Raw genomic sequence first — 25,987 nt, forward strand, 5'->3', positions numbered from 1 at the left:
CATGAACGGACTTGCCGAACGCTACAAACCCTACAACTCACGCAGTATTCGCGACACGCCGTATTGGCAAAAACTCACGCCAGCCTTGCAGGAAGCCATGACTGTGGTGGCGCGGGTGATGCCGTTTCGCACCAACGACTACGTGCTGAGCACGCTGATCGACTGGGACAACATCCCGGATGATCCGATTTTCCGCATGACCTTTCCGCACCGCGACATGCTGCTGCCGGACGAGTACGAGGCGCTGAAACGGCTGATCGAGCTGGACGACCCGGCAGCGATCAAGCGTCGGATCGAAGCGATCTGGCTGCGGATGAATCCGCACCCGGCCGGGCAACTGACGCACAACGGCGTCACGCTCGACGGCAAAGTCCTGTCGGGCATTCAGCACAAGTACCGCGAGACCGTGCTGTTTTTCCCCGGTGCCGGGCAGACCTGTCACGCCTACTGCACCTTCTGTTTCCGCTGGGCGCAGTTCATTGGCGAGGAAGAATTGAAGTTCAACGCCAAGGAATCCCAGGAGTTGGTGAGCTACCTGAAACAGCACACTGAAGTTACCGATGTGCTGATCACTGGTGGCGACCCGATGATCATGAACACCCGCTCGCTGGCCGGTTACATCGAGCCGCTGCTGGCGTTGCCGCACCTGAAAAGCATCCGCATCGGCACCAAGTCGGTGGCGTACTGGCCGCAGCGCTTTGTCAGCGACAAGGATGCGCCCGAGTTGCTGGAACTGTTCAGGCACATCATCGCTGCCGGTAAAAACCTGTCGATCATGGGCCACTACAACCACCCGGTGGAGTTGCAGCAGGACATTGCCCGACAAGCCGTGGCGAATATTCGTGCGACCGGCGCGACCCTGCGCATGCAAGCGCCGGTGATTCGCCATATCAACGAAAACCCGGCGGACTGGGCGACGTTGTGGACTGAAGGTGTGCGCCTCGGGGCGGTTCCTTATTACATGTTCGTCGAGCGTGACACCGGGCCGAGCCACTACTTCGCGATGCCGCTGGCCCGCGCTTTCGAGATTTTTCAGGCGGCCTATCGCACGGTCTCCGGGCTGGCGCGCACGGTGCGCGGGCCGTCCATGAGCACCTTCTACGGCAAGGTTCTGATCAACGGCATCGAGACCGTCGCCGGGGAAAAAGTCTTCGTCTTGCAGTTTCTTCAGGCACGCGATCCGCAGTGGGTGTTGCGCACTTTCTATGCACGGTTCGACCCGCAGGCGACCTGGTTCGATGAGTTGCGCCCGGCCTTCGGTGAACAGCGGTTTTTCTTTGAGACCGATGCTCCGGCAACGCCTGAATTGATACCCGTGTTGCTGCAAAGCGCGTAGGCCCCATGAACATCCAAGGAGAGAAAAGAGCATGAGCGCAATTCCGTTCGATCAACGCGACGGCGTGATCTGGCTCGATGGCGAGTTTGTCGAGTGGTCGCAGGCGCGTCTGCATGTGCTCAGTCACGGGCTGCATTACGCCAGCACTGTGTACGAAGGTGAGCGCGTGTATGCAGGAAAGATCTTCAAACTCAGTGAGCACACGCAACGCCTGTATCGCTCGGCGCAACTGATGGACTTCGAGATCCCGTATTCGCCGGCAGAGCTGGAAGACGCCAGTCAACAACTGCTGCAACGCAACGGCGTAGTCGACGGTTATCTGCGACCGGTGGCGTGGCGCGGCAGCGAGATGATTTCTACTTCGGCGCGCTTCAATCGGGTGCATGTGGCGATTGCCTGCTGGCAGTGGCCAAGCTATTTCGACCCGGCGGCGCGCATGGCCGGGATTCGTTTGAAGACTGCGCATTGGCGCCGGCCGCCACCCGAGAGCAGCCCGTTCGAAGCCAAGGCCTCCGGGCATTATCAGATCGCCACGTTGAGCAAGCACGACGCGGAAAACACCGGCTATCACGACGCCTTGATGCTCGACTGGCGTGGGCATGTCGCCGAGGCCACCAGCGCCAATGTGTTCTTTGCCAAGGGGCGGACGCTGCACACGCCGCTGGCCGATTGTTTCCTCAATGGCATCACCCGCCAGACGGTGATCGAACTGGCGCAGGCACTGGATTACCAGGTCATCGAGCGGACGATTTTGCCTACGGAACTTGGCGACTTCGATGAGTGTTTTCTCACCGGCACCGCTGCCGAAATTACCCCGGTGCAAAGCATCGATCAGCAGCGCTTCGAACCGGGCACTGCTTGCCGCGAGTTGATCGCGGCGTACACCTCAACCGTTAACGCCTGAATAAGAAAAAGGACTGCCACCATGTCAGATCAAGGACTCGCTGTGTCTGCACCTTACGTTGCGCTGCGTCATCGCCATGAGGAATTGGCAATGCGCGGCTGGACAGTGCTGACCGCAGAGGAATTTGCCCACGATGTCGAGGGCGTTTTACAGGGCTTCGGGCCGATTATTCCGCAGTTCAACGGGCAAACGGCCTTCGCCATCACCCGCAAACCGGGTTACGAAGACTTGCCGTATTCGCAGAGCATGAACGGCATCGGCCCGCACACCGAAGCGCCGGTCTACGGCCCGCCGCCGCGTTATCTGGCCCTGCATTGTTTGCGGCAGGCGACTTGCGGCGGTGGGCACACCGGACTGGTGGATGGCATTGAGTTTTTGCAGTCACTGCAAAGCAGCGATCCGGAATTGCGCGAATGGCTGCACGACACTCCGGTAGAGTTCGTCGCCACCGCCAAACCCGGTGAGCCGGATCAGCGTCGGGTGATGGAATACATCCTCACGCCGACCGAGGCCGGGGATATTTTCCGCTTCAGCTACAACCAGTTTCACTACGGCGATGTGAACCCGTCGAAGCAGGCGCTGGAGCAATCGCAAGTCGCCGACAGCGATGCACCACTGGCGAGATTTGCCCGGTTGGGCGAGGCGCATTTTATCGAGCACAACACGCCGGTTTTGATCCCTGACGGCTGCATGTTGATCTGGGATAACTGGCGAATGATCCACGCTCGCAGTCGCTACAACGACCCGGGGCGGCACCTCACGCGTTATTGGTTGAGCTGATTTTTCCGACGTCATTTATTCCATTGGCGTACCCCATGGCGGGTACGCGGCTTACAGGTACCGTGTCATGCAAACAGCAATCGAGATCGCCACCGTTGACCATCAACTGGTGGTTCGACTGAATCAGGCCTGGAGCAAACGGGCCACCGTGTGCTCACCGGACCGCGCCAACGTGGTAGAGGCATTCGACCCGACGCGTGCGGATTACCCCGAGCGGCTGGTGCCGTTTTTCAATCACCCAGGTTTTCAGGCGCTCAGTGACCAGCTGAAAAGTGCGGTGCTGACCTGGGGCTGGATCGGCTACAACCTGCGGACTGTCACCGCCGAGGAACATGTGGTGAACCCGGCGTTGAGCGTGATCGCTAATCAGTATCTGGGTGCTGACGACTGGCATTTCCGCGAAGCCATGCAACAGACCTTGATCGACGAGCATTACCACACGCTGATGCACCTGCGTGCCATCGAACGCACCCGCGCCGAGCGCAATATCGAGACCATGCTCGATCTGCCGCCGTCGGTGACCTACCTGCGTTTGGCGGCGCTGCGTGAAGAACTGAGCGAGCCGTGGCAGCGCGATCTGGCAGCAATTACCTTCGCCGTAGTCGCGGAAATCAGCGTCAACGCTTACCTCGATCTGTTGGCCGATGATCAGACCATCCAGCCACAGAACCGCCGCGTCGCCGAACTGCACAACCGCGACGAGTATGCTCACAGCAAAGTGCTGGCCGAGGTGGCCAAGGTCATGTACGCCAACATGCAGCCAGCGCAGCGGGAATTTTTCGCACGCACCTTGTCGCAGGCGCTGAGTGCTTTTGTCGCTCAGGACTACTCGATGTGGGAAGCGATTCTGACTCAGCTCGGTGTAGCGGAAGCGGCGCAGATCATTGACGACACCCGCGAGAGCAATCGCAACGCGACCATCATGCGTGACTACAGCGGTCTGCATCGACTGGCGGAAGACCTGGGGATCAGCGCGCAAATCGATTTCGATTTCCGTCCTACCCTCAAGTCCAGTGCAGCCTGAGCAGGAGAGCGAAAATGACTGTTCCTGTGTACGAAGTATTCGCCATCCGTGTCGGCGCCAATGCCCAGCGCACCGCCAAGGAAAACTTTCTTTACGACGCCTGCTGTGGTGATCCGAATGCCGCGATGCCGCTCGATTACTACTTCTGGGTAATCCGCAACGAGCAGCATGTGGTGGTGGTCGATACTTGCTTCCAACCGGCCACGGCGGATCGGCGCAATCGTCAGATGTATCGCCTGCCAGAAAACTCCCTACGGCAACTGGACATCGATCCGACGCAGGTCAAGCAGTTGATCCTGACTCACTTGCACTGGGATCACGCCGGCAATCTCGGCTTGTTTCCGAATGCCACCGTGCATTTGCAGGAAGCCGAACTGCGCTTCTGCACCGGGCCGAAAATGGCCCATCGCACGGTGAACAAAACCTACGAGGTCGAGGACGTCATGTCGGCGCTGCCGCCGTTGTTCGAAGGGCGTTTGCGTTTGCACACTGGGAGCGCCGAGGTGTTGCCAGGGATCACGCTGCACCAGGTCGGCGGCCACACGCCCGGCAGTCAAGTGGTGCGGGTGTTCACCGAGCGCGGCTGGATTGTGCTGGCTTCGGATGCCGCGCACCTGTGGGCGAACATCCGTCAGCGCAGTCCGTTTCCAATCCTCGATGACCTGGCGCAGACGCTGGAAGCATTCAGCCTGATCGACGCACTGGCGGATGGCGAGGACCATGTGATCCCCGGCCACGACCCGCTGATTGCCGAGCGCTTTGCGCATTGGAACGATGACCCGCACATCATCTGCCTGCACAAGGCGCCACTCCTCCCCGGTTAACCCTGGTTGGCGAGCAACTGCCCGAGAGTTTTCAACGCCTCGTCGATGCGCGGTGAAAACGGCGTGCCGCAGCCAATGCGCACGCAGTGGCCGAAACGCTTGGCGTTGGAAAAAATATCGCCGGGCGTGATCTGGATGCCGACTTTCAGTGCGTCATGAAACAGCGTCATTGCCGACAGCGACCGGGGCAGCTCCACCCACAGCAGGGTGCCGCCCCGGGGTTCGGTGACTCGGGTGCCGGCGGGGAAGTAGCGCAGAATCGCTGTGCTCATTTGCTGGCGCTGCTCGGTCAGGGTTTTGCGCAAGCGGCGCAGATAACGCTCGTACGACGCGGTTTTCATGAACGCGCTGACCGCCAGTTGCGACATCGCTTCGCAGCCTCGGGTCTGCGTGTGTTTAAGCATCTCGACGCGCTCGTGCCAGCGCCCGGCACTGATCCAGCCCAGGCGAATCCCCGGTGCCAGGGTCTTGTTCAGCGAAGCGCAATAAATCAGGTTGTCGTGGCGATCCCAGTGTTTGAGGGTCGATAGCGGCAACTCGGTATCCACCAGATCACCATAGGTGTCGTCTTCGATCAGCACCGTACCGTGTTCGTCGCACAACTCGACCAGTCGCGCCTTGTGCGTGTCGGGCATGATGCTGCCCAGCGGGTTTTGCAGATTGGGAATCACGATCATCGCGCGGATCGGCTCCGGTCCCGACAGCAGTTGTTCGAGTGCCAGCAGGTTCAAACCGCTGTGCGCCGTGGTCGGCACTTCGAGTACGCGCAGATTCAGGCTTTCGAGGATTTGCAGCAGACCGTAAAAGGTCGGCGACTCCACCGCCACGGTGTCGCCGGGTTGGGTGACGGCACGCAACGCGAGGTTGATGGCTTCGGTAGCGCCGTTGGTGATAACAATGCGTTCGGCAGGCAGATTGGCCTTGCTCGCCAACGCGCGTCGGGCGAGCACCTGACGCAGTGCCGGATTGCCACAAGCCGATCCGGGTGTGCCGAGCAGGTGCTGATCGGTGCGCAAGGCCTTGGCCATGTGGTTCTGCAAAATCTTCAGCGGGTAGAGTTCGGGTGCGCAGTAGGCGCTGGAGAAATTGACCTTGATCGAGGCCTGCTGGCTGGCCTTGAGCACTGAGGAAACCTGCTCGTGAATCCCGACATACACGCCGCTGTCCACCTTGGGCGGCGTCATCACTGTCGGCGACTTTTGCGGTTTATCCGGCTGGCGGATGAAGTTGCCGGAACGCGGCCGTGCTTCCAGCACGCCTTGGCCTTCCAGTTCGCGGCAGACCTGCACCGCCGTGGACAGGCTGACCGCGTGTTTTTCCATCATCAGGCGAATCGAGGGGAAACGTTCGCCGGTCTTTAGCGTGCCGCTGCGAATAGCGTCGAGGTAGTGGTTGGCGAGTTGTCGATAGAGTGGCGGGGAGTTCATGGTGACCTCAGCAATCGCACCACTGTCTTGGGCTGGAAAGTGAGTTGACGCTCCCTGCGGGCGGTTCCGTGGTGCTCAAGGGTTAGGGGAAATGTTTTCTGGCACAGACCGGCTTGCCTCGGTGGCCTGTGAATGTTCACGGGACGGGCATTGATTGCCGCAGATGGTGGCACTTTGCAATGGGCGCAGATGAATGGCATTCATTGCAGGGCATTGCGACTGGATGATTATCTGTGGCGAGGGAGCTTGCTCCCGATCGGCTGCGCAGCGGTCGTGAAAAGGCTGAATCGATTGGGCTGCTACGAAACTCAGCGGGAGTAAGCTGCGTCGCCACAATAGAAAGGCATTCGTTCGTTGTGCAAACGAAAAAGCCCCACGCTGACTGGCAGCGTGGGGCTCTTTTTGCTCGGCGTTAAGGCTGAGTTATTGCGCGGCGATGGTGTAGCCATCGAACGCGGTCTGCTGTTGCAGCGCGGTGATGATGTTCTTGCGGTTGACCGCTTGCTCGTTGCCGGCATTGTCGACGAAGGTTTCACCGTCGATTTCGGCTTCTTCACCTTCACCGACAAAACTGAAACCGAGGAACTCCAGCGCTTCACGGTCAACGTTCAGGCGCGAACGCGGTGTGCGCAGCGGCAGGGTCACGCTGTTGCCGTCCTTGCTGATGGTGAACACTTCGACGTCTTTCTTGGCGCGGGCGGCTTTGCTTTTGCCGCCGCTCGGGCTGCTCATCGCCTGATGGGTCTGGTTCAGCACCTTGAGCGCCAGTCCGTAAACGATTTCCTGGAACGCCGGGTCGTCCTTGAAGCTGGACAGGATGCGGCTGATCGGAAATTTGCTGCTCAGGTCTTCAAGGGCGGCAATGTCCGAGGCCTCGGCATCTTTCAGGCGCTTGAGTTCGCCCATCAGCTCGTAAGCCTGGTCGTCATCGAAGCGGTCGTGAGCCTGACGGATCGCGGTACGCAGTTCGCGGATCTGGTCGCTTTCGCGGGTCGACTGGAATGCGTCCAGGACCATCTCGCTGATGTTTTTGGCCTGCGGAAGGTGTTGTGAAAGATTGATGGAGTTTTCGTATTCCGCTTTGGACGACAGGGTGACTACGGATTCAGCGGTGTTGAAATCGGACATTGAAATTTCACTACTTTTTAACTTGAGTTGAGACGAGAAAGCACGAGGTCTTTTTCCGACCCGGTAATTTAGGGGAGCGGGGCGGAGTTGTCACGGAGCAACAGGCCGATGGTCGGGTTTTTTGTCCGGGATGATTATTTGCCCGGTGTATTCAGGTTCATTCCACGCACCATCCATTGCTCGGCGGTCTGTTGCTCCACGGGCAACGAAAAGTGCAGCGTGGCGCCGCGCCCCGGCACATCGAGCAAGCGGATCTCGCGGCCATGCAGTTGCAGGATGCGGTGCACGATGCGCAGCCCCAGGCCACCGTCGCGCCGGGCGCCGCCGATATTGAACGGGCGCAAAAACAGCCCTTCGCGCAATTCGGGCGCAATGCCCGGGCCGGTGTCGCTGACCGTCACCTCGACCAGCGCGCCCTGCGGGACCAGATCGAACTGGATTTCGCCACCCGGCGGAGTATGGCGCAGGGCATTGTCCACCAGATTGGTCAGCACCCGCTCGATCAGCCCGAGGTCAGCGCAGACTGTCGGCAGGTTCGCGGCGAAATTGGCCTTGAGTTCGACCTGTCGCGCTTCGGCGCCGAGTTCGAACTTCTGAAAGATGTCCTGGACCAGATCGGTCAGGGAAAAGCGCTCCAGTATCGGTTGTACAAAACCGTGCTCCAGCCGCACCAGTTCCAGCAGTGATTGTGCCAGCCCGCCGACCTTGCGGCTTTGATCGAGGGCGATGCCCAGATAGCGCCGGCGGTCTTCCGGGCTCAGCGTGGCGTCCTTCAGTGACAGGGTTTCCAGATAACCGTGCAACGAAGCCAGTGGCGTGCGCAGGTCGTGGGAAATGTTCGCGACCAGTTCGCGGCGTTCCTGATCCTGGCGGGTCAGCGAGCGCCACTGCTCGCCGAGACGTTTTTGCATCTGCCGGAAAGCGGCGTCGAGCACGGCGATTTCATCCGGGTCGGCGGACTTGTCCACAGCTGTCGAGGTGACCGACACCGGTTGCGGCGCGCCATCGATGTCGAAGCGGCTGACGGTATCGGTCAACCGCCGCAGTGGCCGGGTGATCAGGTTGAATGCGGTCAGACCGGCAATCAGGCACAGCAGCGCGACCAGACCGATGGACAGCAACGCGGTGTTGAGCGCAGCGCTGGTGGCACCTCGCTCGGCGAAGCGGTCGTGTTCTTCGCTGAGCAGCACCACGTACAGGTAACCGGCCGCTTTGCCATTGACCTGCAAGGGCGCGGCACTGAAGACCTTTCTGCCGTCAATGCTGCGCGGATCGTCGCCGAGGATCGGCAGCGGCTGATTATCGAGCAGACGCCGGATCGGTGCGAGATCGACTTGCTCGCGACGCAAGCGCCCCTGTGGCGCCGCGTTACCGACAATCTTCCCCTCAGTGTCGAGCAGGTACACCTCGACACTCGGGTTGACCAGCATCAACTGACTGAACAACTCGCGCACGGCACCGGGCATCAGGCCATTGCTGTCCATCAGCACGGTGTCGTGGGCGATGTGTTGCGCCAGATCGCGTGACAGGCCTTGCACCACTTCCAGTTCATGCATCTGGCTGGAGCGCACCTGCAACCACGCGGAGGTGCCGCAGCACACCAGCAACAGCACGGCGAATACCAGTGACAGGCGCTGCGTCAGGGTCAGTTTCATGGCTGCTCGGCATCGGAGGCGAATTTATAACCACGGCCCCACACCGTGAGGATGCGCGCGGGCTGGGCCGGGTCGTTTTCGATTTTCGCCCGCAGGCGATTGATGTGGGTGTTGACCGTGTGCTCGTAACCCTCGTGGCTGTAACCCCAGACGGCGTTGAGCAGATCCATGCGTGAGAACACTTTTCCCGGTTGGCGGGCAAAGAAATACAGCAGGTCGAACTCTCGCGGGGTGAGATCAAGCCGCTGGCCATTGAGGGCGACGTCGCGGGTGATCGGGTCGATGCTCAAGCCATCGATGGTCAGACTGCCGGCGTCCATTTTCAGGTTGCGCGCCATCGCGTCCACCCGGCGCAGCAAGGCTTTGACCCGGGCGACCAGTTCGAGCATCGAAAACGGTTTGGCGAGGTAGTCGTCAGCACCCAGTTCGAGGCCCAGGATGCGGTGCAATTCGCTGGAGCGGGCGCTGGTAATGATGATCGGTGTGTAGCGGGCCATGGCCCGGGCGCGGCGGCAAATTTCCAGGCCATCGACCCCCGGCAGCATGAGGTCGAGGACGAGCGCGTCCCAGTTACCTTGCTGTAACAGGCGCATGCCTTCGTCGCCGTCGGCGCTGTGTACCACCTCGAATTGCTCGTCCCGCAGATGCAGGCAAATGAGGTCGGCAATGTGCAGGTCGTCCTCGACTACCAGGACGCGTTTTATCTGTTCCATGAAGCTGAATCCTTTGGCGCGATGAGCGCATTGTGCGGGTTTTCCCCCGGGCGAGTTATCACGAATTCGTTAACTTCCCGTGAGGATTTGGCGATCAAACCAAGCCTAGGCTGTGTTCCATGAAAGGCATCCTGGATTTTGGAGACGGCCATGTTTTCACGGCGACAGATTCTGTTAGCGGGCGGCGGGCTAGGGGTTGCAGCCCTGGTGGCGGGTGTATTGCCAAAATTGTCGGGCAGCGTGGCGCTAGTCAGTGAAGCGCACGCCGACGAAGCCTTTGAAGTTATCCACACGGATAGCGAATGGCATTCGCTGCTGAGCGACGAGCAGTACCAGATTCTGCGTGAAGAGGGCACCGAACGGGCCTATACCAGCCCGCTGAACAATGAACATCGCGCCGGCAAATTTGCCTGCGCCGGGTGCGATCTGGCGCTGTTTTCGTCCGAGACCAAGTTCGACAGCCGCACTGGCTGGCCGAGTTTCTGGGCACCGCTGGAACATGCGGTGGCAACGCGCCAGGACCGCTCCTTCGGCATGTCACGCAACGAGGTTCATTGTCGGCGCTGCGGTGGTCACTTGGGCCATGTATTCGACGATGGCCCGAAACCTACCGGCCTGCGCTACTGCATGAATGGTCTGGCCATGACGTTCAAGCCAGTGGCGGTTTGAATCATGGATCGCAATCAGTCTTCACTTTCTACAGGACGACACTATGTGGCTCTTGGTTCTAGCGTATCTCGGCGGTGTACTGACAATTGTCAGCCCGTGCATCCTGCCGGTTCTGCCTTTTGTCTTCGCTCGCACCGGGCAGCCGTTTATCAAGAGTGGCTTGCCGCTCTTGGCGGGGATGGCGGTGACGTTTGCGCTGGTCGCCTCACTGGCGGCGGTGGGCGGCGGCTGGGTGGTGCAAGTCAATCAGTACGGGCGCTGGCTCGCGTTGCTGTTCGTAGCACTGTTCGGGCTGACGCTGCTGCTGCCGCGCCTTGCCGAGCGACTGACGCGGCCGCTGGTGTCGGCCGGCAGTCGTCTGTCGGAAGCCGCCGGTCAGGACAATCGTCCGCGTCCCGGCGCTTCGTTTCTGATCGGGGTCGCCACCGGGTTGCTATGGGCGCCGTGCGCCGGGCCGATCCTCGGGCTGATTCTGACCGGGGCCGCGCTGCAAGGAGCAAGTATCGCCACCACGCTGTTGTTGCTCGCTTACGCGGCGGGTGCCGCGACTTCGCTGGCCGCCGCGCTGCTGCTGGGCGGTAAAGTCTTCGCGGTGATGAAGCGCTCGATCGGCGCGGGTGAGTGGGTTCGTCGTGCAATGGGCGCGGCGATGCTCGCTGGCGTGGCCGCGATTGCGTTGGGCCTCGATACCGGGATTTTGGCACGTCTTTCGACCGCCTCCACCGGTGGACTGGAGCAAACCCTGGTCGGCAAGCTTTCCGGGAAATCCCCTAACGCCAGCGGCACGATGATGGCGCAGATTCCTCCTGCCGATGACGCGGCGAACGGCAGCATGATGGCCGCTGGTGGCGCGATGAAAATGGCCGCCAAAACCACTGCGACGTTGCCGGTCGAAGGTACGTTGCCGCCGCTGGATGGCGCGGTGCAGTGGCTCAATTCGCCGCCGCTGGATGCACAGGCTTTGAAGGGCAAAGTGGTGTTGGTGGATTTCTGGACCTACTCCTGCATCAACTGCCTGCGCACGCTGCCTTACGTCAAAGCCTGGGCTGAAAAATATCGTGATCAGGGGCTGGTGGTAATCGGCGTGCATGCGCCGGAATTCGCCTTTGAACGAGACGTCGGCAACGTCACCAAAGCGATGAAAGAGCTGGGTATCAACTATCCGGTGGCCATCGATAACGATTACCGGATCTGGCGCGCCTTCAACAACGAATACTGGCCGGCGCACTATTTTGCCGACGCTCAGGGGCGCATTCGTTACCACCATTTCGGCGAAGGGGACTACGCCGAATCGGAACGTGTCATACAACAACTGCTGCGTGAGGCTGGCGCGAAAACAGTCGCCGATGGCCTGATCAATGCTGATGCCAAGGGCGTTCAACTGGCCCCGGACATGAATCAGGTGCTGTCGCCGGAAACCTATGTCGGCTACCAGCGTGCGGAACATTTCGTACCCGAAACCAGCCTGGTGCCTGACAAGGTCGCGGCGTACAAACCGCCAGCCGATCTGCCCCTTAACGACTGGAGTCTCGGCGGGCAATGGACGGTCGGCGCAGAGCGCGCTACTGCCAGCGCGCCGGCCAGCCGCATCGTCTATCGCTTTCATGCTCGCGACCTGCATCTGGTATTGGGCCCGGGTACGGACGGCAAACCGGTTCGCTTCAAAGTGATGATCGATGGCCAGGCGCCCGGCGATGCCCACGGTGTCGATGTTGCCCCTGATGGCAGCGGCAGCGTCACCGAGCAGCGCTTGTATCAACTGGTTCGGCAAACCGACGATGTGAAGGATCGAACCTTCAGCATCGAATTTCTTGACTCGGGCGTGTCGGCCTACGCCTTCACCTTTGGCTGATCGGGAGTGCGCAACATGAAAGCTCAAAAAAACTGGCGTCGTGTGTTGTTGGGGGTCGCGGTGGCTGGCGTGATTGGCCAGTGCTCGGCGTTCTCTTTCGGTGCCGAGGATGCGGTTGCATTGCCCGTGCCCGCCCTCGATGAAACCACTCAGGCGCACAGCGAAACAGCGGTGTTCGCTGGCGGTTGTTTCTGGGGTGTGCAGGGTGTTTTTCAGCACGTCAAAGGCGTACAGAAAGCGCTTTCCGGTTATGCCGGTGGCGCAGCAAAAACCGCTGAGTACGAGCAAGTGAGTGAGGGCGATACCGGGCACGCGGAATCGGTGCAAGTCACCTTCGACCCGACGCAAGTCAGCTACGGCAGCCTGTTGCAGATCTACTTCTCGGTGGCCCATAACCCGACCGAACTCAACCGTCAGGGGCCGGACAGCGGCACGCAATATCGTTCGGCGTTGTTCCCGGTCAATGCTGATCAGCAACGGGTTGCGCAGGCCTATATCACTCAACTGGATGCTGCGCATGCCTTCAACAAACCCATAGTCACTCGCCTGGAAACCTACAACGGCTTTTACCCGGCGGAGGACTATCACCAGGACTTCCTGGCGGAGCACCCGAGCTATCCGTACATCGTGATCAATGACATGCCGAAGGTTGCGCAGTTGAAGCAGATGTTTGCGCAGCGTTATCAGGAGAAACCGGTGTTGGTGAAAGGAGGGAGCTGATTGCCAGCCAGATGATCGTCGGTTACTTGAGTCTTGGTCGCTCCATGGCGATCACCGACGTTTCAAATCCCAGACTGGCGAAAAACGCCTCAGCACCTTCACGCCCGGCGCGCAGCATCCAGGTGATGTCGGGATTGTCGCCCATCAGATGTTCGATCAGCGCTCGGCCGATGCCTTCACGCCGATGCTGATCATCGACCACGACCATCGACAGGTAGCCGTTGGATAGGCCATCGGTTATTCCCCGGGCGAAGCCGATGATCCGTTCGCCTTTCAAGGCAACGGCAGTGCGCTGTGAGTTCTGAATCAACTGGGCAAAATGCTCGGGAGAACCGGTGCGGTGTCCCCAGCCATGTTGTCCGAGGAACAGACGGATTGACTCGACTTCTTCGGGCAATGCATCGCGTACGTTTTGGTTATTGTTCATCTGCGGGTCGAATCCTTTCCGACAATCTTTGAATGTATACGCTCCTAAGCGCCCCATTTCTGCATGGCAAAGTCGACGAATCGACGCAGCTTCGGCAAACGGTAGCGATCCTGCGCATAGAGCAAGTGCAGCGGGCGGCTCGGCGGTTGGTAGTCCGGCATTACGGCGACCAGTTTGCCTTCGCGTAAATCCTGTTCGAGCAAGGCATCCGGCAACATCACGATGCCCATGCCGGCGCGCGCCGCATGATGCAAACCGGCTGAGCTGTTGATCAGCATCGGCCCGCTTACTGCGACCATCACTTCACCGTCCGGCCCGCAAAGACGCCATTCCTTTTCCACTGATTGCCAGTCGTCGCCGGCAGAATAGGCGAATGACAGACAGTCGTGTTGTTGCAGGTCTTCGGGGGTCTGCGGCATTCCACGATTGCTTATGTACTCTGGCGATGCGCACACGGTCAGGGTGTAGTCGATCAGCCTTCGGGCGATCAGGTTGGACTGCTCGAAGTTACCCAAACGAAACGCCACATCCAGGCCGTTTTCCAGCAGATCAGGGCGGCGGTTGGTCAGCACTACATCGAGTTTGAGCTTGGAGTGTTGTTTGGAAAACTCGCTGAGTGCCGGGATCAGGCATTCAACGCCAAAAGTCAGTGGCGCGGTAACGCGCAGGATGCCGCGAGGTTCATCCATGGTTTGCTCGGCGAGACGCTCCGAGTCAGCCACCAGCCCTAACACCTCCAGACAACGCTGGTAGTAAACACTGCCGAACTCGGTCAGCCGCTGGCGCCGGGTGGTGCGTTGCAGCAATTGCACGCCGAGTCGTTGCTCCAGCGCCCGCAAGTGATTTCCTACCATGGTCGTGGACATTTCGCACTGGAGCGCGGCCTTCGTCATGCTGCCGGCTTCCACCACTTTGACGTAGACGCTCATCGACTGAAACAGATCCATTATCAAGCTCAGCTTTTAAATGATTGAAGTTTTTCCGGGTTTATCCAGCTCTGGTGGCTAACCATACTGCAAAAACGCCGACCTTCACTGGAGTTTGAAGTCATGACCGCCGCCCTGATGAATACCTATCAACCGTTAGCCATGAGTTTTATCAAGGGACTGGGCACTCGCCTGTGGGATCAGGCAGGTCGTGAATATCTGGATGCGGTTGCCGGTGTGGCGGTGACCAATGTCGGCCACTCGCATCCGCGAATTGTTGCGGCGATCAGCGAGCAGGCTGGCCTGCTGTTGCACACCTCAAACCTGTACAGCATCGACTGGCAGCAACAACTTGCGCAGAAACTCACACAACTGTCCGGAATGGACCGGGTGTTCTTCAACAACTCTGGTGCAGAAGCCAACGAAACCGCATTGAAACTGGCGCGTCTGTACGGCTGGCGCAAAGGCATCGAACAGCCGCTGGTGGTGGTTATGGCCAACGCGTTTCATGGCCGCACGCTAGGGACTTTGTCCGCCAGCGATGGGCCTGCGGTGCGGCTCGGTTTCAATGATCTGCCGGGCGACTTTGTCAAAGTGCCATTCGGCAACCTCGATGCTCTGGAACGAGTACAGCAGCAACATGGCGAGCGGATCGTCGCGATTCTGGTCGAGCCGATTCAGGGTGAAAGCGGGGTGCAACTGCCACCGCCCGGTTACCTGAAAGCCTTAAGCAAATTGTGTAAGCGCCACTCGTGGCTGTTGATGCTCGACGAAATTCAGACGGGTATCGGGCGCACGGGTCATTGGTTCGCGTTTCAACACGAAGGCATCATCCCGGACGTCATGACTCTGGCAAAAGGGCTCGGCAACGGTGTACCCATTGGCGCTTGCCTGGCGCGGGGCAGGGCGGCGGATTTGTTCACACCCGGCAGCCACGGCAGCACGTTTGGTGGTAATCCACTGGCCTGTCGGGTCGGCTGTACTGTGCTGGATATCATCGAAGATCAAGGCCTGCTGGAAAATGTCCGGGTGCAGGGTGAACGGCTGATCAGTCGTTTGCGTGCAGAGCTGGCGGATAATCCCAACGTGCTGGCGATTCGGGGGCAGGGGTTGATGATCGGCATCGAGTTGAAACAACCGATCCGCGACCTGACGCTAATCGCCGCCCGTGATCACGGACTGCTGATCAACGTGACACGCGGCAACACCATCCGGCTGCTGCCGCCGCTGACGATTGATGAGCGCGAGGTGGAAATGATTGTCAGAGGTGTTGTGCGGGCCATATCTGCGATTTGAAGGCCATTCGATAATCCATGTGGGAGCGAGCCTGCTCGCGATAGCGGTGTGTCAGGCGATAAGATTTTGAATCGTTAACCGCAATCGCGAGCAGGCTCGCTCCCACAATGGGCGGGCAATTGCCGCTAATCCGGATAATCCGCCAGATCCGGCGCCAGCATCCGGGTCTTCGGCGCACCGTTCGAGTTGTGCTGAATGATCTCGCTCGGCTGCCCCTGCTCATTGAAAAACACCTGACCAATCCCCGCCGAATTCCACAGCCGTTCGCCGGCCTCGGCATGTTCGGGCCTATACGGCACGATGCGCATGAGTCGGCGTTTGGTAAACCAGTTGAGTGGCGAGCGCGGCGAGTACAGCCAGCGGTTGAGGCGGTCGAACCATTCCAGCAAGGTTTTCGGGAACTCGTTCTTGATCCCGCTGCTGGTGATCTGCCAGATCCGTGGGCCGGCCTTGCGGTGTCGGATAAGGACTTCGTAGACGAAGGAATAATGCACATCGCCTGACAGCACGACGTAGTTTCCAGGTGTGCGCGTGTGTCGGAAAATGTTCAGGATCACCTGCGCCGCACCGCGATGGGCCATCCAGTTTTCTGCGTCGACCAATAGTGGATAACCGCACCAACTGAAAACCTTCTGTATGGTTTCGATCAGCTTCACGCCGAAGATCGGCGCAGGTGAAACGATGATCGCCGAGGGATGGTCGAGCAGATCCTGCTGCAACTCGCTCAAGGCTTCCCAGTCGAGCAGCCCGGAAGGTTGCTTGAGCGCCATCTCGCTGCGCCAGCGCCGGGTGCGGGTGTCGAGCACTACCAGCGCCGGGCTGGTCGGCAACACGAAATGCCAGCGCTGAAAACGCAGCAGATCATCAATCAGATCGTCCTGCACCGGACTATCGAGGTAACGGTCATTGCCGCTGGCGCTCAGATGCAGGGTTTTCTCCAGCACATCCTTGAACGCATCCGGGTTATTACCCCAGCCCTGACACAGCATGTACGCAATCAACGCGTTGCCGATGATGCGTCTGGAGAACGGATGGCCGTAGGCCGTTTCCTCCCACTGCGCGGAAAGATTCCAGTCATCGGTAATGTCGTGGTCGTCGAAAATCATCAGGCTCGGCAAGTGTGCCAACGCGCGCGCGACATTGCCTAGCCCGGCCTTGAAGTCGTCGATGCGGGTTTGTTCCAGGGCATATCGCTTGAGACGTTCGGGCGTCAGTGTCGGCGCCTGAGGATCGATCAACGACCATGCGACCGGCGACCATACCAACAGATACATCGCCATGACTTCGGCGAACGTCACCAGATGATTGTCGGCACTGCTGCTGGTGAAAATCGGCTTACGTGCTCCGCCGAAAAATCGTTCACGCAACGTCTCATTGCCTTCCAGCGCCGGTAACAAATCCGCACGATGGTAGTAACTGGCGGGGTGTTCGTAGAGCTTTGCGCTGTCGCTGACCACGGCACCTTCGAGGTGTTCATCGAACAGACCGAGGCGCTCGATCAAGGCATGAATCGCCCGCAACATCGGCCCGGCGACGTCGTCGGCGTAAACCTGGTCGCCACTCATCATCAACAGGGCTGGACGTTGTTGCGGGTCAGTTTCCGCCGCCAGCAATTGATCGACACAGAGCAAACCATCCGCCGCCGGGTGATGCGGCTTGCGGCAGGAACCGTGCAACAACTGATCGATTCGCGAACGCAGAACGAAGTTCGGGCATGTGGCATTGTCATAGAGCAGATGCGGCGCCCAATCGGCAATCCGATCCTGTCCATCGATCAGCAGGTCGTAGTCGATAAGCGTGTCGCAGGGCAGGGCAGTTTCAAGGGGGACGTCGATCAGATGAACAAACGCTCGGCTGCCTACGGGAATGACCGTACATTTCGTGGCATCAAGGGGAATGTCTCCTATACCTTGAAGACGCAAAGTCAGCGACAGTTTGCGCGTGCCGACCAACCACAGCACTAGCCGCGTTGGTTCCAGCCGTCGCAACAGCGGGCCGGCCAACACGGGAGGCAGCAGGGTGATGTCATCAGATGTTGGAGATATCAAAGGGCAAAGCTCAAGGCGCACAGACCGGCGATGATAGCGCAGCCGGCGCCTTGAACACTTAAGCGAGGCTTAAGAGTCGGTTTTCTTTAGTTTCAGGTCGAGCAGTCGCCATGCGGCCTTGCCAACATCGTTGCCGTCCACTTGCTGCACTGAACAGTCAAAACGGTAGCTGACATCATCGCCCACCATGTTCCGGGCTGAGGCCGTATTGGTAATGGTGTAAGTCTGATCTTTGAAGCGCTGACTGCTGGCATTTCTGGCGCTTGAGATCACTGTCGACGCGGAAAAGCGCATGGCGCTCTTGATCAAGGGTTCGCAAATCATGGAGGCCATCAACGATTTGTCAGCGTTCGGATTACTGCCGGCCAATCTGCGCAAAGTGGCGAAATCGTGACCCACATTGTCCTTGAAGTCTTTTTCCAATGTCGAGGCAGGCAGACGTTTGCTGAAGTTCGGCAGGAGAGCTGACTCGGGCGGCGAAGGCTCATTCTGCGGTTCGCTGGCGATATAAGCCGGCAGGTTGTCGGAAACAGGAACGGGCGCTTGCACGGCGACGACAGGCTCGGCCTCAGGCAGCAACTCCGCCGTTGGCTTGGCAGGCATGGCTTCCTGTACAACGGGGGCGTCGGGTGACTTGGCCTTGGGTTTATTCTCGCCCGGAAACAACGACAGCGTGATCGACAGCACCACAATGCCGACAACAAAACCGCCCGCCGCGCCGACGATGTTGCTGTAAACAAGATTCCAGCTACCGCGGTTCTTCACCACCCAGCGCCACATGAATCCCCATGCCGCGACCAATGCCAGAAAACGCAGAAACTCCATTCGATCCTTTCCTTAAACTTTCAAAAAACCTGCAACGCAGCACTCGCCGAGTCAGCTGCAAGAATGGCCAGCAAGATAGCAAAACCGACTAAAAGGTGAGAGAAAAGAAAACCAGCGTCGTTACTCCGCTGACAAAACCACAGAGCGCTCCCAACAGTTGTCGCGCGACCGGATGCTCCGGCTGTGGACGGTTGGCGAGCCACATCCAGACGCCGGCGCAGGCGCCAGCACTGGTCATGATGGCGAGTAGGCTAACGCCTATGCTTATGCCTTCGTGCAGTTCAGTGCCGAACAGCGCCGCGTTCAGAACTGCCACGACCCCGATCGCGACCAACCCGGCGCCCGCTCCGGCAAGGTTGGCAAGAAACGGATGCCAATTCCCTCTATTCCTCACTACCCATATCCACATGCCGACCAATGCTGAAATGGCAAACAGGGTTTTCATCGTGCATTTTCCTTGATCCGGCTTGAGCGCAGAGCCACGTTCCAGTCACTCCATCCTGGCTGGACGGCAAGATATCAAAATAGTAGCGTCGCGCCACCGTCTTCAATCCCGTAATGGACTAGACATGCTTACTGTCGCTTCCGCCATGACTCCTGCGTTCGCCGAATGGCAAGAAGACCCGCAAAGCAGTTGGCAGTACTACCTCGCCAACTGCCAACGATTGCAGGAAAAAATGGCGGACATTAATGGACTTGGGGAATTTCAGTAAGTGGGCTGGAAGGAGGTTGTCGGCGCGGATGGATTTCCGATGGAGATTCGGGTGTTGAAGGCTCGGCGTTGATAGTTGGAAATACTGGGCAGATGATCGACTTCAACAACAACGGCTTCTTCAAACTCAAACAGAATGACGAATACGCCGAACGCATGACGGGCGGTGAAGACACTTGGCACCGGCTCGTTGGATAATCGGGCGCGGTGACTGATTCCGGCCGCTGCTGAATTTAATACGCGATAGGCTGGGTAGCTATTACACGTTCGATGATGAGCGGAGCAACGATTATGGAATACGACGATAAATTGATTGAAGACGCGGTGCTTGCCCTGTTGGCAACCTTTAGTTCCGACAACGGCAATACGTGGAAAGGGTACGACTTCGAGATCATGAATCGACTGCATGAACAGGGTCTCATCAGCGATCCGGTGAACAAGAACAAATCGATCTGGTTGACGGAAGAAGGCCTGGAGAAAGGTAGGCAGACTGCAGACCGGTTATTTGGGGACAGCGCGAAAACCGAACATCCCCCCAGCACTGATGTTTGACCCGCCCCGGTTGCCAGGATTCGTTAAAGAATGTCTTTCAGGTAACCCTTGAGCGCGAGGAGCGGCTGATCAAGCTGCTCCAACGACTGCGCCTGACTAAAATCAGCAGACAACTTGTGCAACTCCCGCCCCAGCGGCTTCTCGACGCCGCCCAGCGCATCCATCGCCAACCCCAGGCACGCATTCACTTTGCACTGAATGGTCTCGACATCACCCCGGCGCACCAACAACTCGAAAACGTCCTTCTGATAATCGCCCATGACCATATCGTCCCGCAGAATCGGGCTCAGACCTTCTTCCTCATAAGCCAGCTTGAGGGAGAAAAGGGCGACTGTTTCCAGTGACGTTTCCATGATGTGGTCCTTGGGGTTTTCGTTGGCCAAGAAGCTTAAGGTCAAAAGATTGCAGCCTGCGGTAGCTCTCACATGAAGTGACGGGCTTTTTCACAGGCGAAAAAAAAGGCCTTGCTAAGCAAGACCTTTCTTAATTTTGGTGCCCCGAGGGAGACTCGAACTCCCACTCCTTTCGAAAACGGATTTTGAATCCGCCGCGTCTACCAATTCCGCCATCAGGGCTCAATGGCGGCGAAGTATAGAGAGGTGATTACCGTTGGTCAATCACGTTTCATGGTCAATTTTCGATATTTCCGCTAGACTTTCGGGCCCTGCTAGACGAACCCCATCATGCGCGTTGCTGACTTTACCTTCGAACTCCCTGATTCGCTGATCGCTCGCCACCCTTTGGCCGAGCGTCGCGGTAGTCGCCTGTTGACCCTTGATGGGGTCAGCGGCGCCCTTGCACACCGTCAATTCACTGATTTGCTTGAGCATTTGCGCCCGGGCGATTTGATGGTGTTCAACAATACCCGGGTGATTCCGGCGCGGCTGTTTGGCCAGAAAGAATCCGGCGGCAAGCTGGAAATTCTGATCGAACGCGTGCTCGACAGTCATCGCGTGCTGGCTCATGTGCGCTCCAGCAAGTCGCCGAAGCCGGGTTCGAAGATCCTCATCGACGGTGGTGGCTCGGCTGAAATGCTCGCGCGCCACGATGCGTTGTTCGAGTTGGGCTTCGATGAAGAAGTGCTGCCGCTGCTCGACCGCGTCGGGCACATGCCGCTGCCTCCTTATATAGATCGCCCGGACGAAGGCTCGGATCGCGAACGTTATCAGACCGTGTACGCCGAGAAGCTCGGTGCGGTGGCTGCACCGACGGCGGGGCTGCATTTCGATCAGACGCTGATGGAGGCGATTGCCGCCAAGGGCGTCGAGTCGACTTTCGTGACGCTGCACGTTGGCGCGGGTACGTTCCAGCCGGTGCGTGTTGAAAAGCTCGAAGATCACCACATGCACACCGAGTGGCTGGAAGTCGGCCAGGACGTGGTCGATGCCGTCGCCGCTTGCCGGACGCGTGGCGGTCGGGTGATTGCCGTGGGCACCACCAGCGTGCGTTCGCTGGAAAGTGCTGCGCGTGATGGCGTGCTCAAGCCGTTCAGTGGCGACACCGATATCTTTATCTTTCCGGGCCGACCGTTTCATGTGGTCGATGCGCTGGTGACCAATTTCCATTTGCCTGAATCCACGCTGTTGATGCTGGTTTCGGCGTTCGCCGGTTATCCCGAGACAATGGCCGCCTACAAGGCCGCCGTCGACAACGGATACCGCTTTTTCAGCTACGGTGATGCGATGTTCATCACGCGTAATCCTGCGCCGACTGCCCCTAAAGAATCGGGCCCAGAGGAAACTGTATGAGTCGCACCTGTCGTATGTCGTTCGAGCTGCTTGCCACTGATGGCAAGGCTCGCCGTGGTCGCCTGACCTTCCCGCGTGGCACCGTCGAGACCCCGGCTTTCATGCCAGTGGGCACTTACGGCACGGTCAAGGGCATGTTGCCGCGTGACATCGTCGCCACCGGCGCGGAGATGATTCTGGGCAACACCTTTCACCTGTGGCTGCGTCCTGGCACCGAAGTGATCAAGAAGCACGGCGACCTGCATGACTTCATGCAGTGGAAAGGCCCGATCCTGACCGACTCCGGTGGTTTCCAGGTGTTCAGCCTCGGCGCGATGCGCAAGATCAAGGAAGAGGGCGTGACCTTCGCCTCTCCGGTCGACGGCGCCAAAGTGTTCATGGGCCCGGAAGAGTCGATGCAGGTGCAGCGCGATCTCGGCTCCGACATCGTGATGATCTTCGACGAATGCACGCCATACCCGGCTGATGAAGACGTCGCCCGTGTGTCGATGGAGTTGTCGCTGCGCTGGGCCCAGCGTTCGAAAAATGCCCACGGTGAAAACACTGCGGCATTGTTCGGTATCGTTCAGGGTGGCATGCACCAGGATCTGCGCATGCGCTCGCTGGAAGGTCTGGACAAGATCGGCTTCGACGGTCTGGCCATCGGTGGTCTGTCGGTGGGCGAGCCCAAGCACGAGATGATCAAGGTGCTGGATTATCTGCCGGGCATGATGCCGGCTGACAAACCTCGTTACCTTATGGGCGTTGGCAAACCGGAAGATCTGGTTGAGGGTGTGCGCCGCGGTGTGGACATGTTCGATTGCGTGATGCCAACCCGTAATGCCCGCAATGGGCATCTGTTCATTGATACCGGCGTGCTGAAGATCCGTAACGCGTTCCATCGCCATGATGATTCGCCGCTCGATCCGACCTGCGATTGCTATACCTGCCAGAACTTCTCCCGCGCTTATCTGCATCACCTGGACAAGTGCGGCGAAATGCTGGGAAGCATGCTCAATACCATCCATAACTTGCGCCATTATCAGGTGCTGATGGCTGGTTTGCGCGAGGCTATTCAACAGGGTACATTGGCCGCCTTTGTCGATGCCTTCTACGCCAAACGCGGGCTGCCTGTTCCGCCTTTGGACTGAGTTTTCTGACCCCAAGATTCAACATTTGCAACTGGAGTGCTAAATGAGCTTTTTTATCTCTAACGCCATGGCTGACGCCGCTGCACCAGCTGCCGGCCCAATGGGCGGTGGTTTCGAGTGGATTTTCCTGGTCGGCTTCCTGGTCATCTTCTACCTGATGATCTGGCGTCCACAGGCCAAGCGCGCCAAAGAGCAGAAGAATCTGCTTGGCAGCCTGCAGAAGGGTGACGAAGTGGTTACCACCGGCGGCATCGCCGGCAAGATCACCAAAGTCGCTGATGACTTCGTTGTTCTGGAAGTTTCCGACACCGTGGAAATGAAGTTCCAGAAAGGCGCCATCGCCGCCACGCTGCCAAAAGGCACGCTGAAAGCGATCTAAGTTTCAACTTCTACTCAATCGACGGGGCGCGCAAGGCGCCCCGCGTCATAAGCGGGCGGCGTGATGCTGAACAAATACCCTCTGTGGAAATACATTCTGATCCTGGCGGTGCTGGCGGTCGGTCTGATTTATTCCGCTCCCAATCTATACCCCGATGACCCGGCTATTCAGATCAGCGGCGCCAGCACGGCTTTGCAGGTCAATCAGGCCGATCTGGATCGTGTGAGCACTGCGCTCCATGAATCCGGGATCAACGTCAAGGCAGCCACACTGGCGGCAAACGGCAAGGGCGGTCTGATCCGTCTGACCAAGGCTGAAGATCAGCTGCCGGCCAAAGACGTTGTGCGCAAGGCATTGGGTGATGACTACGTCGTCGCGCTGAACCTGGCACAAACCACCCCGCAATGGCTGCGCAATCTGGGCGCGCACCCGATGAAGCTGGGTCTGGACTTGTCCGGTGGTGTGCACTTCCTGCTGGAAGTGGACATGGACAAAGCCCTCGATGCTCGCCTGAAAGTCTACGAAGGCGACGTCAAGAGCCTGCTGCGTAAAGAGAAGCTGCGCTATCGCAGCCTGCCGCAACTGGGCGGTGCCATTCAACTGGGCTTCAGCGATGAAGATTCCCGTGAACAGGCCCGTGCACTGATCCGCAAAAGCTTCAACGATTTCGACATTGTTCCGGCCGATCTCAACGGTCAACCGGTGCTGCGTCTGGCGATGACCCCGGCCAAGCTGGCGGAAATCCGTGAATACTCCATCAAGCAGAACTTGACCACGGTACGTAACCGCGTCAACGAGCTGGGTGTTGCCGAACCGATCGTCCAGCGTCAGGGCGCCAACCGCATCGTGGTTGAGCTGCCGGGCGTGCAGGACACTGCCGAAGCCAAGCGTATCCTCGGCAAGACGGCCAACCTTGAGTTCCGTCTGGCTGCTGAGCCTGGCGCTTCGAAAGCCACTTCCGAGACTTTCGAGTTCCGTGAAGGCAAGCGTCCTCCTGCACAGATCGAGCGTGGTCTGATCATCACCGGTGACCAGGTTACTGACGCCAAGGCCGGTTTCGGCGAGCACGGCACGCCTGAAGTGAACATCCGTCTGGATGGTCGCGGTGGCGAGCTGATGAGCCGCGCAACCCGCAGCAACGTTGGTCGCAGCATGGCGGTGATCTTCATCGAACAGCGCCCGGTGACTACTTACGTCAAGCAAGTGGTCGACGGTGTCGAGAAAGACGTCGCGGTTCAAACGTTTAAAGAAGAGAAGAAGATCATCAGCCTGGCGACCATTCAGTCGCCGCTGGGTGCGCAATTCCGCATCACTGGCCTGAACGGTCAGGGCGAGTCATCCGAGCTGGCGCTGCTGCTGCGTGCCGGTGGTCTGGCGGCTCCGATGTACTTCGCTGAAGAGCGCACAATCGGTCCGAGCCTGGGTGCTGACAACATCACCAAAGGTATCGATGCATCGCTGTGGGGCATGCTGTTCGTGTCGCTGTTCATTATCGCCATCTACCGCTTCTTCGGCATCATCGCCACCGTCGCTCTGGCAGTGAACATGGTGTTGCTGCTGGCATTGATGTCGCTGTTGGGCGCAACGCTGACCCTGCCGGGTATCGCCGGTATCGTCTTGACCATGGGTATGGCGGTCGACGCCAACGTGCTGATCTTCTCGCGGATTCGTGAAGAGATCGCTGCGGGCATGACCGTGCAGCGTGCAATCAACGAAGGCTTCGGCCGGGCATTCACCGCGATTCTCGACGCCAACCTGACAACACTGTTGGTTGGCGGGATTCTCTTTGCGATGGGCACCGGCCCGGTCAAAGGTTTCGCAGTGACCATGTCCCTCGGGATCTTTACCTCGATGTTCACGGCCATCATGGTGACCCGCGCGATGGTCAACCTGATCTTCGGCGGTCGTGACTTCAAGAAGTTGTGGATTTAAGGGGCTGCCATGTTACGTACAATCAACTTCATGGGCGTTCGCAACTTCGCGTTCGGCGTCACATTGTTCCTTACGGTGCTGGCAATTTTCAGCGTCTTCCACAAAGGCATGAACTGGGGTCTGGACTTCACCGGCGGTACGCTCATCGAGCTGACCTACGAGCGTCCAGCCGACGTCACCAAGGTTCGTCAAGAGCTGGTGACTTCCGGTTACCACGAAGCCATTGTGCAGAGCTTCGGTGCTACCACCGACCTGCTGGTGCGTATGCCAGGTGAGGACCCGCAGCTGGGTCATCAGGTGGCGGAAGCGTTGCAGAAGCTCGGCGGCGACAACCCGGCAACGGTCAAGCGCGTCGAATTCGTTGGTCCGCAGGTCGGTGAAGAACTGCGCGACCAGGGCGGCCTCGGCATGCTGCTGGCGCTCGGCGGTATCCTGATCTACCTGGCTTTCCGCTTTCAGTGGAAGTTCGCGGTCGGCGCCATCGTTTCGCTGATCCACGACGTGATCGTGACCATCGGTATCCTGTCGTTCTTCCAGATCACTTTCGATCTGACGGTATTGGCGGCGGTACTGGCAATCATCGGTTATTCGCTGAACGACACCATCGTGGTATTCGACCGGGTTCGTGAGAACTTCCGTGTCCTGCGCAAGGCTTCGCTGATCGAGAACATCAACATCTCGACCACTCAGACCCTGCTGCGGACCATGGCGACTTCGATCTCCACATTGCTGGCGATCTCGGCGCTGCTGTTCTTCGGTGGTGACAACCTGTTCGGCTTCTCCATCGCGCTGTTCATCGGTGTTCTCGCGGGTACCTACTCGTCGATCTACATCGCGAACGTGGTGCTGATCTGGCTGAACCTGTCCTCCGAGGATCTGATTCCGCCGGCTAACACCGAGAAGGAAATCGACGACCGTCCATAACGGCCATTGATCTTCCGGTTGTCTGCCAAAAAAGGCGCGAGTTGAACTCGCGCCTT

At 58.9% G+C, this 25,987-nt stretch carries 26 protein-coding genes, 1 tRNA gene and 1 pseudogene; 17 read left to right on the plus strand and 11 right to left on the minus strand.

Annotation, left to right across the window (positions count from 1 at the left end; genetic code table 11):
• Position 1: 1 nt before the first annotated feature.
• From ACTWLJ_RS12500 to ACTWLJ_RS12520, 5 genes are all read left to right on the plus strand, one after another.
• Entirely contained in the window at positions 2–1,336 is a 1,335-nt protein-coding gene (locus ACTWLJ_RS12500; protein ID WP_445181016.1) for a KamA family radical SAM protein, read from the plus strand.
• Between the two features lie 31 nt (positions 1,337–1,367).
• Positions 1,368–2,240, plus strand: a complete 873-nt coding sequence (locus ACTWLJ_RS12505; protein ID WP_445181017.1) for a branched-chain amino acid aminotransferase — start codon at positions 1,368–1,370, stop codon at positions 2,238–2,240.
• 21 nt (positions 2,241–2,261) lie between these two features.
• Positions 2,262–3,020: a TauD/TfdA family dioxygenase gene (locus ACTWLJ_RS12510; RefSeq protein WP_445181018.1), complete on the plus strand. Its 759-nt coding sequence runs from the start codon at positions 2,262–2,264 to the stop codon at positions 3,018–3,020.
• Positions 3,021–3,087: 67 nt separating this feature from the next.
• Positions 3,088–4,044, plus strand: a complete 957-nt coding sequence (locus ACTWLJ_RS12515; RefSeq protein WP_445181019.1) for a diiron oxygenase — start codon at positions 3,088–3,090, stop codon at positions 4,042–4,044.
• Positions 4,045–4,058: 14 nt separating this feature from the next.
• Positions 4,059–4,868 (plus strand): N-acyl homoserine lactonase family protein, encoded by an 810-nt coding sequence (locus ACTWLJ_RS12520; RefSeq protein ID WP_445181020.1) that lies wholly within the window; start codon positions 4,059–4,061, stop codon positions 4,866–4,868.
• On the opposite strand, the gene ACTWLJ_RS12525 is transcribed toward ACTWLJ_RS12520, so the two are convergent.
• The 4 genes from ACTWLJ_RS12525 to ACTWLJ_RS12540 form a co-directional block, all read right to left on the minus strand.
• Positions 4,865–6,295 carry an aminotransferase-like domain-containing protein gene (locus tag ACTWLJ_RS12525; protein ID WP_445181021.1) on the minus strand — a complete coding sequence of 477 codons (1,431 nt, stop codon included), beginning with the start codon at positions 6,293–6,295 and terminating at the stop codon, positions 4,865–4,867. The two genes, ACTWLJ_RS12520 and ACTWLJ_RS12525, sit on opposite strands and share 4 nt — an antisense overlap.
• 423 nt (positions 6,296–6,718) lie before the next feature.
• Positions 6,719–7,423, minus strand: coding sequence for a hypothetical protein (locus ACTWLJ_RS12530; RefSeq protein ID WP_445181022.1), 705 nt, complete (start codon positions 7,421–7,423; stop codon positions 6,719–6,721).
• A gap of 134 nt (positions 7,424–7,557) precedes the next feature.
• Positions 7,558–9,078 (minus strand): ATP-binding protein, encoded by a 1,521-nt coding sequence (locus ACTWLJ_RS12535; protein WP_445181023.1) that lies wholly within the window; start codon positions 9,076–9,078, stop codon positions 7,558–7,560.
• Positions 9,075–9,791 (minus strand): response regulator transcription factor, encoded by a 717-nt coding sequence (locus ACTWLJ_RS12540; protein ID WP_445181024.1) that lies wholly within the window; start codon positions 9,789–9,791, stop codon positions 9,075–9,077. The genes ACTWLJ_RS12535 and ACTWLJ_RS12540 overlap by 4 nt, the downstream gene beginning before the upstream one ends.
• Positions 9,792–9,941: 150 nt before the next feature.
• Here ACTWLJ_RS12540 and msrB point away from each other — a divergent pair, with 150 nt between their 5' ends.
• From msrB to msrA, 3 genes are read left to right on the plus strand one after another with little or no spacing between them, the layout of a single operon-like run.
• Positions 9,942–10,460 carry a peptide-methionine (R)-S-oxide reductase MsrB gene (gene msrB, locus ACTWLJ_RS12545; protein ID WP_445181025.1) on the plus strand — a complete coding sequence of 173 codons (519 nt, stop codon included), beginning with the start codon at positions 9,942–9,944 and terminating at the stop codon, positions 10,458–10,460.
• Positions 10,461–10,503: 43 nt separating this feature from the next.
• Positions 10,504–12,312: a cytochrome c biogenesis protein DipZ gene (locus ACTWLJ_RS12550; RefSeq protein ID WP_445181026.1), complete on the plus strand. Its 1,809-nt coding sequence runs from the start codon at positions 10,504–10,506 to the stop codon at positions 12,310–12,312.
• A 15-nt stretch (positions 12,313–12,327) separates the two neighbouring features.
• Complete coding sequence (gene msrA, locus ACTWLJ_RS12555; protein WP_445181027.1) at positions 12,328–13,032, plus strand: peptide-methionine (S)-S-oxide reductase MsrA; 705 nt, start codon at positions 12,328–12,330, stop codon at positions 13,030–13,032.
• A gap of 22 nt (positions 13,033–13,054) precedes the next feature.
• On the opposite strand, the gene ACTWLJ_RS12560 is transcribed toward msrA, so the two are convergent.
• Both ACTWLJ_RS12560 and ACTWLJ_RS12565 read right to left on the minus strand, forming a co-directional pair.
• Positions 13,055–13,459: a GNAT family N-acetyltransferase gene (locus tag ACTWLJ_RS12560; RefSeq protein WP_445181028.1), complete on the minus strand. Its 405-nt coding sequence runs from the start codon at positions 13,457–13,459 to the stop codon at positions 13,055–13,057.
• A gap of 44 nt (positions 13,460–13,503) precedes the next feature.
• The gene (locus ACTWLJ_RS12565) at positions 13,504–14,406 is read right to left on the minus strand and encodes a LysR family transcriptional regulator (protein WP_445181029.1); all 903 of its coding nucleotides are present in this window, start codon (positions 14,404–14,406) and stop codon (positions 13,504–13,506) included.
• A 102-nt stretch (positions 14,407–14,508) separates the two neighbouring features.
• Between ACTWLJ_RS12565 and ACTWLJ_RS12570 the strand changes: the two genes are divergently transcribed.
• On the plus strand, positions 14,509–15,681 hold the full coding sequence (locus ACTWLJ_RS12570) for an aspartate aminotransferase family protein (protein ID WP_445181030.1): 1,173 nt from the start codon (positions 14,509–14,511) through the stop codon (positions 15,679–15,681).
• A 125-nt stretch (positions 15,682–15,806) separates the two neighbouring features.
• On the opposite strand, the gene ACTWLJ_RS12575 is transcribed toward ACTWLJ_RS12570, so the two are convergent.
• The 3 genes from ACTWLJ_RS12575 to ACTWLJ_RS12585 all read right to left on the minus strand — a co-directional run bounded on the left by ACTWLJ_RS12575 (position 15,807) and on the right by ACTWLJ_RS12585 (position 18,999).
• A complete protein-coding gene (locus ACTWLJ_RS12575; protein ID WP_445181349.1) occupies positions 15,807–17,726 on the minus strand; it encodes an alkaline phosphatase D family protein in 1,920 nt (639 codons plus the stop codon).
• A gap of 72 nt (positions 17,727–17,798) precedes the next feature.
• Positions 17,799–18,554: a hypothetical protein gene (locus tag ACTWLJ_RS12580; RefSeq protein ID WP_445181031.1), complete on the minus strand. Its 756-nt coding sequence runs from the start codon at positions 18,552–18,554 to the stop codon at positions 17,799–17,801.
• Between the two features lie 88 nt (positions 18,555–18,642).
• The gene (locus ACTWLJ_RS12585) at positions 18,643–18,999 is read right to left on the minus strand and encodes a hypothetical protein (RefSeq protein ID WP_445181032.1); all 357 of its coding nucleotides are present in this window, start codon (positions 18,997–18,999) and stop codon (positions 18,643–18,645) included.
• Between the two features lie 124 nt (positions 19,000–19,123).
• Here ACTWLJ_RS12585 and ACTWLJ_RS12590 point away from each other — a divergent pair, with 124 nt between their 5' ends.
• From ACTWLJ_RS12590 to ACTWLJ_RS12600, 3 genes and pseudogenes are all read left to right on the plus strand, one after another.
• On the plus strand, positions 19,124–19,267 hold the full coding sequence (locus ACTWLJ_RS12590) for a hypothetical protein (protein WP_445181033.1): 144 nt from the start codon (positions 19,124–19,126) through the stop codon (positions 19,265–19,267).
• A 92-nt stretch (positions 19,268–19,359) separates the two neighbouring features.
• Positions 19,360–19,428, plus strand: a pseudogene (locus tag ACTWLJ_RS12595) (PH domain-containing protein); the annotation flags it as partial.
• A 129-nt stretch (positions 19,429–19,557) separates the two neighbouring features.
• Positions 19,558–19,818 (plus strand): DUF6429 family protein, encoded by a 261-nt coding sequence (locus ACTWLJ_RS12600; RefSeq protein ID WP_401217091.1) that lies wholly within the window; start codon positions 19,558–19,560, stop codon positions 19,816–19,818.
• Between the two features lie 23 nt (positions 19,819–19,841).
• Here ACTWLJ_RS12600 and ACTWLJ_RS12605 read toward each other — a convergent pair whose 3' ends face one another.
• Together ACTWLJ_RS12605 and ACTWLJ_RS12610 are read right to left on the minus strand one after the other, a co-directional pair.
• Positions 19,842–20,171 (minus strand): hypothetical protein, encoded by a 330-nt coding sequence (locus ACTWLJ_RS12605; protein ID WP_445181034.1) that lies wholly within the window; start codon positions 20,169–20,171, stop codon positions 19,842–19,844.
• Positions 20,172–20,308: 137 nt separating this feature from the next.
• Positions 20,309–20,393, minus strand: a tRNA-Leu gene (locus ACTWLJ_RS12610).
• A 108-nt stretch (positions 20,394–20,501) separates the two neighbouring features.
• On the opposite strand from ACTWLJ_RS12610, the gene queA reads away from it, so the two are divergent.
• The 5 genes from queA to secF all read left to right on the plus strand — a co-directional run bounded on the left by queA (position 20,502) and on the right by secF (position 25,931).
• Positions 20,502–21,566, plus strand: coding sequence for a tRNA preQ1(34) S-adenosylmethionine ribosyltransferase-isomerase QueA (gene queA / locus ACTWLJ_RS12615; protein ID WP_445181035.1), 1,065 nt, complete (start codon positions 20,502–20,504; stop codon positions 21,564–21,566).
• 14 nt (positions 21,567–21,580) lie between these two features.
• Positions 21,581–22,696 (plus strand): tRNA guanosine(34) transglycosylase Tgt, encoded by a 1,116-nt coding sequence (gene tgt, locus ACTWLJ_RS12620; protein WP_445181350.1) that lies wholly within the window; start codon positions 21,581–21,583, stop codon positions 22,694–22,696.
• Positions 22,697–22,739: 43 nt separating this feature from the next.
• Complete coding sequence (yajC, locus tag ACTWLJ_RS12625) at positions 22,740–23,075, plus strand: preprotein translocase subunit YajC (RefSeq protein WP_053214538.1); 336 nt, start codon at positions 22,740–22,742, stop codon at positions 23,073–23,075.
• Positions 23,076–23,138: 63 nt separating this feature from the next.
• A complete protein-coding gene (secD, locus tag ACTWLJ_RS12630; protein WP_445181036.1) occupies positions 23,139–25,007 on the plus strand; it encodes a protein translocase subunit SecD in 1,869 nt (622 codons plus the stop codon).
• A 9-nt stretch (positions 25,008–25,016) separates the two neighbouring features.
• Entirely contained in the window at positions 25,017–25,931 is a 915-nt protein-coding gene (secF, locus tag ACTWLJ_RS12635) for a protein translocase subunit SecF (protein ID WP_445181037.1), read from the plus strand.
• Positions 25,932–25,987 lie beyond the last annotated feature (56 nt).

The sequence above is a fragment of the Pseudomonas sp. McL0111 genome (assembly GCF_052567255.1).

Excerpts from the sequence above, each read along its gene's own strand:
- ACTWLJ_RS12500 (WP_445181016.1), top strand. The coding sequence starts at position 2 with ATGAACGGACTTGCCGAACGCTACAAACCCTACAACTCACGCAGTATT.
- ACTWLJ_RS12505 (WP_445181017.1), top strand. The coding sequence starts at position 1,368 with ATGAGCGCAATTCCGTTCGATCAACGCGACGGCGTGATCTGGCTCGAT.
- ACTWLJ_RS12510 (WP_445181018.1), top strand. The coding sequence starts at position 2,262 with ATGTCAGATCAAGGACTCGCTGTGTCTGCACCTTACGTTGCGCTGCGT.
- ACTWLJ_RS12515 (WP_445181019.1), top strand. The coding sequence starts at position 3,088 with ATGCAAACAGCAATCGAGATCGCCACCGTTGACCATCAACTGGTGGTT.
- ACTWLJ_RS12520 (WP_445181020.1), top strand. The coding sequence starts at position 4,059 with ATGACTGTTCCTGTGTACGAAGTATTCGCCATCCGTGTCGGCGCCAAT.
- ACTWLJ_RS12525 (WP_445181021.1), bottom strand. The coding sequence starts at position 6,295 with ATGAACTCCCCGCCACTCTATCGACAACTCGCCAACCACTACCTCGAC.
- ACTWLJ_RS12530 (WP_445181022.1), bottom strand. The coding sequence starts at position 7,423 with ATGTCCGATTTCAACACCGCTGAATCCGTAGTCACCCTGTCGTCCAAA.
- ACTWLJ_RS12535 (WP_445181023.1), bottom strand. The coding sequence starts at position 9,078 with ATGAAACTGACCCTGACGCAGCGCCTGTCACTGGTATTCGCCGTGCTG.
- ACTWLJ_RS12540 (WP_445181024.1), bottom strand. The coding sequence starts at position 9,791 with ATGGAACAGATAAAACGCGTCCTGGTAGTCGAGGACGACCTGCACATT.
- msrB (WP_445181025.1), top strand. The coding sequence starts at position 9,942 with ATGTTTTCACGGCGACAGATTCTGTTAGCGGGCGGCGGGCTAGGGGTT.
- ACTWLJ_RS12550 (WP_445181026.1), top strand. The coding sequence starts at position 10,504 with ATGTGGCTCTTGGTTCTAGCGTATCTCGGCGGTGTACTGACAATTGTC.
- msrA (WP_445181027.1), top strand. The coding sequence starts at position 12,328 with ATGAAAGCTCAAAAAAACTGGCGTCGTGTGTTGTTGGGGGTCGCGGTG.
- ACTWLJ_RS12560 (WP_445181028.1), bottom strand. The coding sequence starts at position 13,459 with ATGAACAATAACCAAAACGTACGCGATGCATTGCCCGAAGAAGTCGAG.
- ACTWLJ_RS12565 (WP_445181029.1), bottom strand. The coding sequence starts at position 14,406 with ATGGATCTGTTTCAGTCGATGAGCGTCTACGTCAAAGTGGTGGAAGCC.
- ACTWLJ_RS12570 (WP_445181030.1), top strand. The coding sequence starts at position 14,509 with ATGACCGCCGCCCTGATGAATACCTATCAACCGTTAGCCATGAGTTTT.
- ACTWLJ_RS12580 (WP_445181031.1), bottom strand. The coding sequence starts at position 18,554 with ATGGAGTTTCTGCGTTTTCTGGCATTGGTCGCGGCATGGGGATTCATG.
- ACTWLJ_RS12585 (WP_445181032.1), bottom strand. The coding sequence starts at position 18,999 with ATGAAAACCCTGTTTGCCATTTCAGCATTGGTCGGCATGTGGATATGG.
- ACTWLJ_RS12590 (WP_445181033.1), top strand. The coding sequence starts at position 19,124 with ATGCTTACTGTCGCTTCCGCCATGACTCCTGCGTTCGCCGAATGGCAA.
- ACTWLJ_RS12600 (WP_401217091.1), top strand. The coding sequence starts at position 19,558 with ATGGAATACGACGATAAATTGATTGAAGACGCGGTGCTTGCCCTGTTG.
- ACTWLJ_RS12605 (WP_445181034.1), bottom strand. The coding sequence starts at position 20,171 with ATGGAAACGTCACTGGAAACAGTCGCCCTTTTCTCCCTCAAGCTGGCT.
- queA (WP_445181035.1), top strand. The coding sequence starts at position 20,502 with ATGCGCGTTGCTGACTTTACCTTCGAACTCCCTGATTCGCTGATCGCT.
- tgt (WP_445181350.1), top strand. The coding sequence starts at position 21,581 with ATGTCGTTCGAGCTGCTTGCCACTGATGGCAAGGCTCGCCGTGGTCGC.
- yajC (WP_053214538.1), top strand. The coding sequence starts at position 22,740 with ATGAGCTTTTTTATCTCTAACGCCATGGCTGACGCCGCTGCACCAGCT.
- secD (WP_445181036.1), top strand. The coding sequence starts at position 23,139 with ATGCTGAACAAATACCCTCTGTGGAAATACATTCTGATCCTGGCGGTG.
- secF (WP_445181037.1), top strand. The coding sequence starts at position 25,017 with ATGTTACGTACAATCAACTTCATGGGCGTTCGCAACTTCGCGTTCGGC.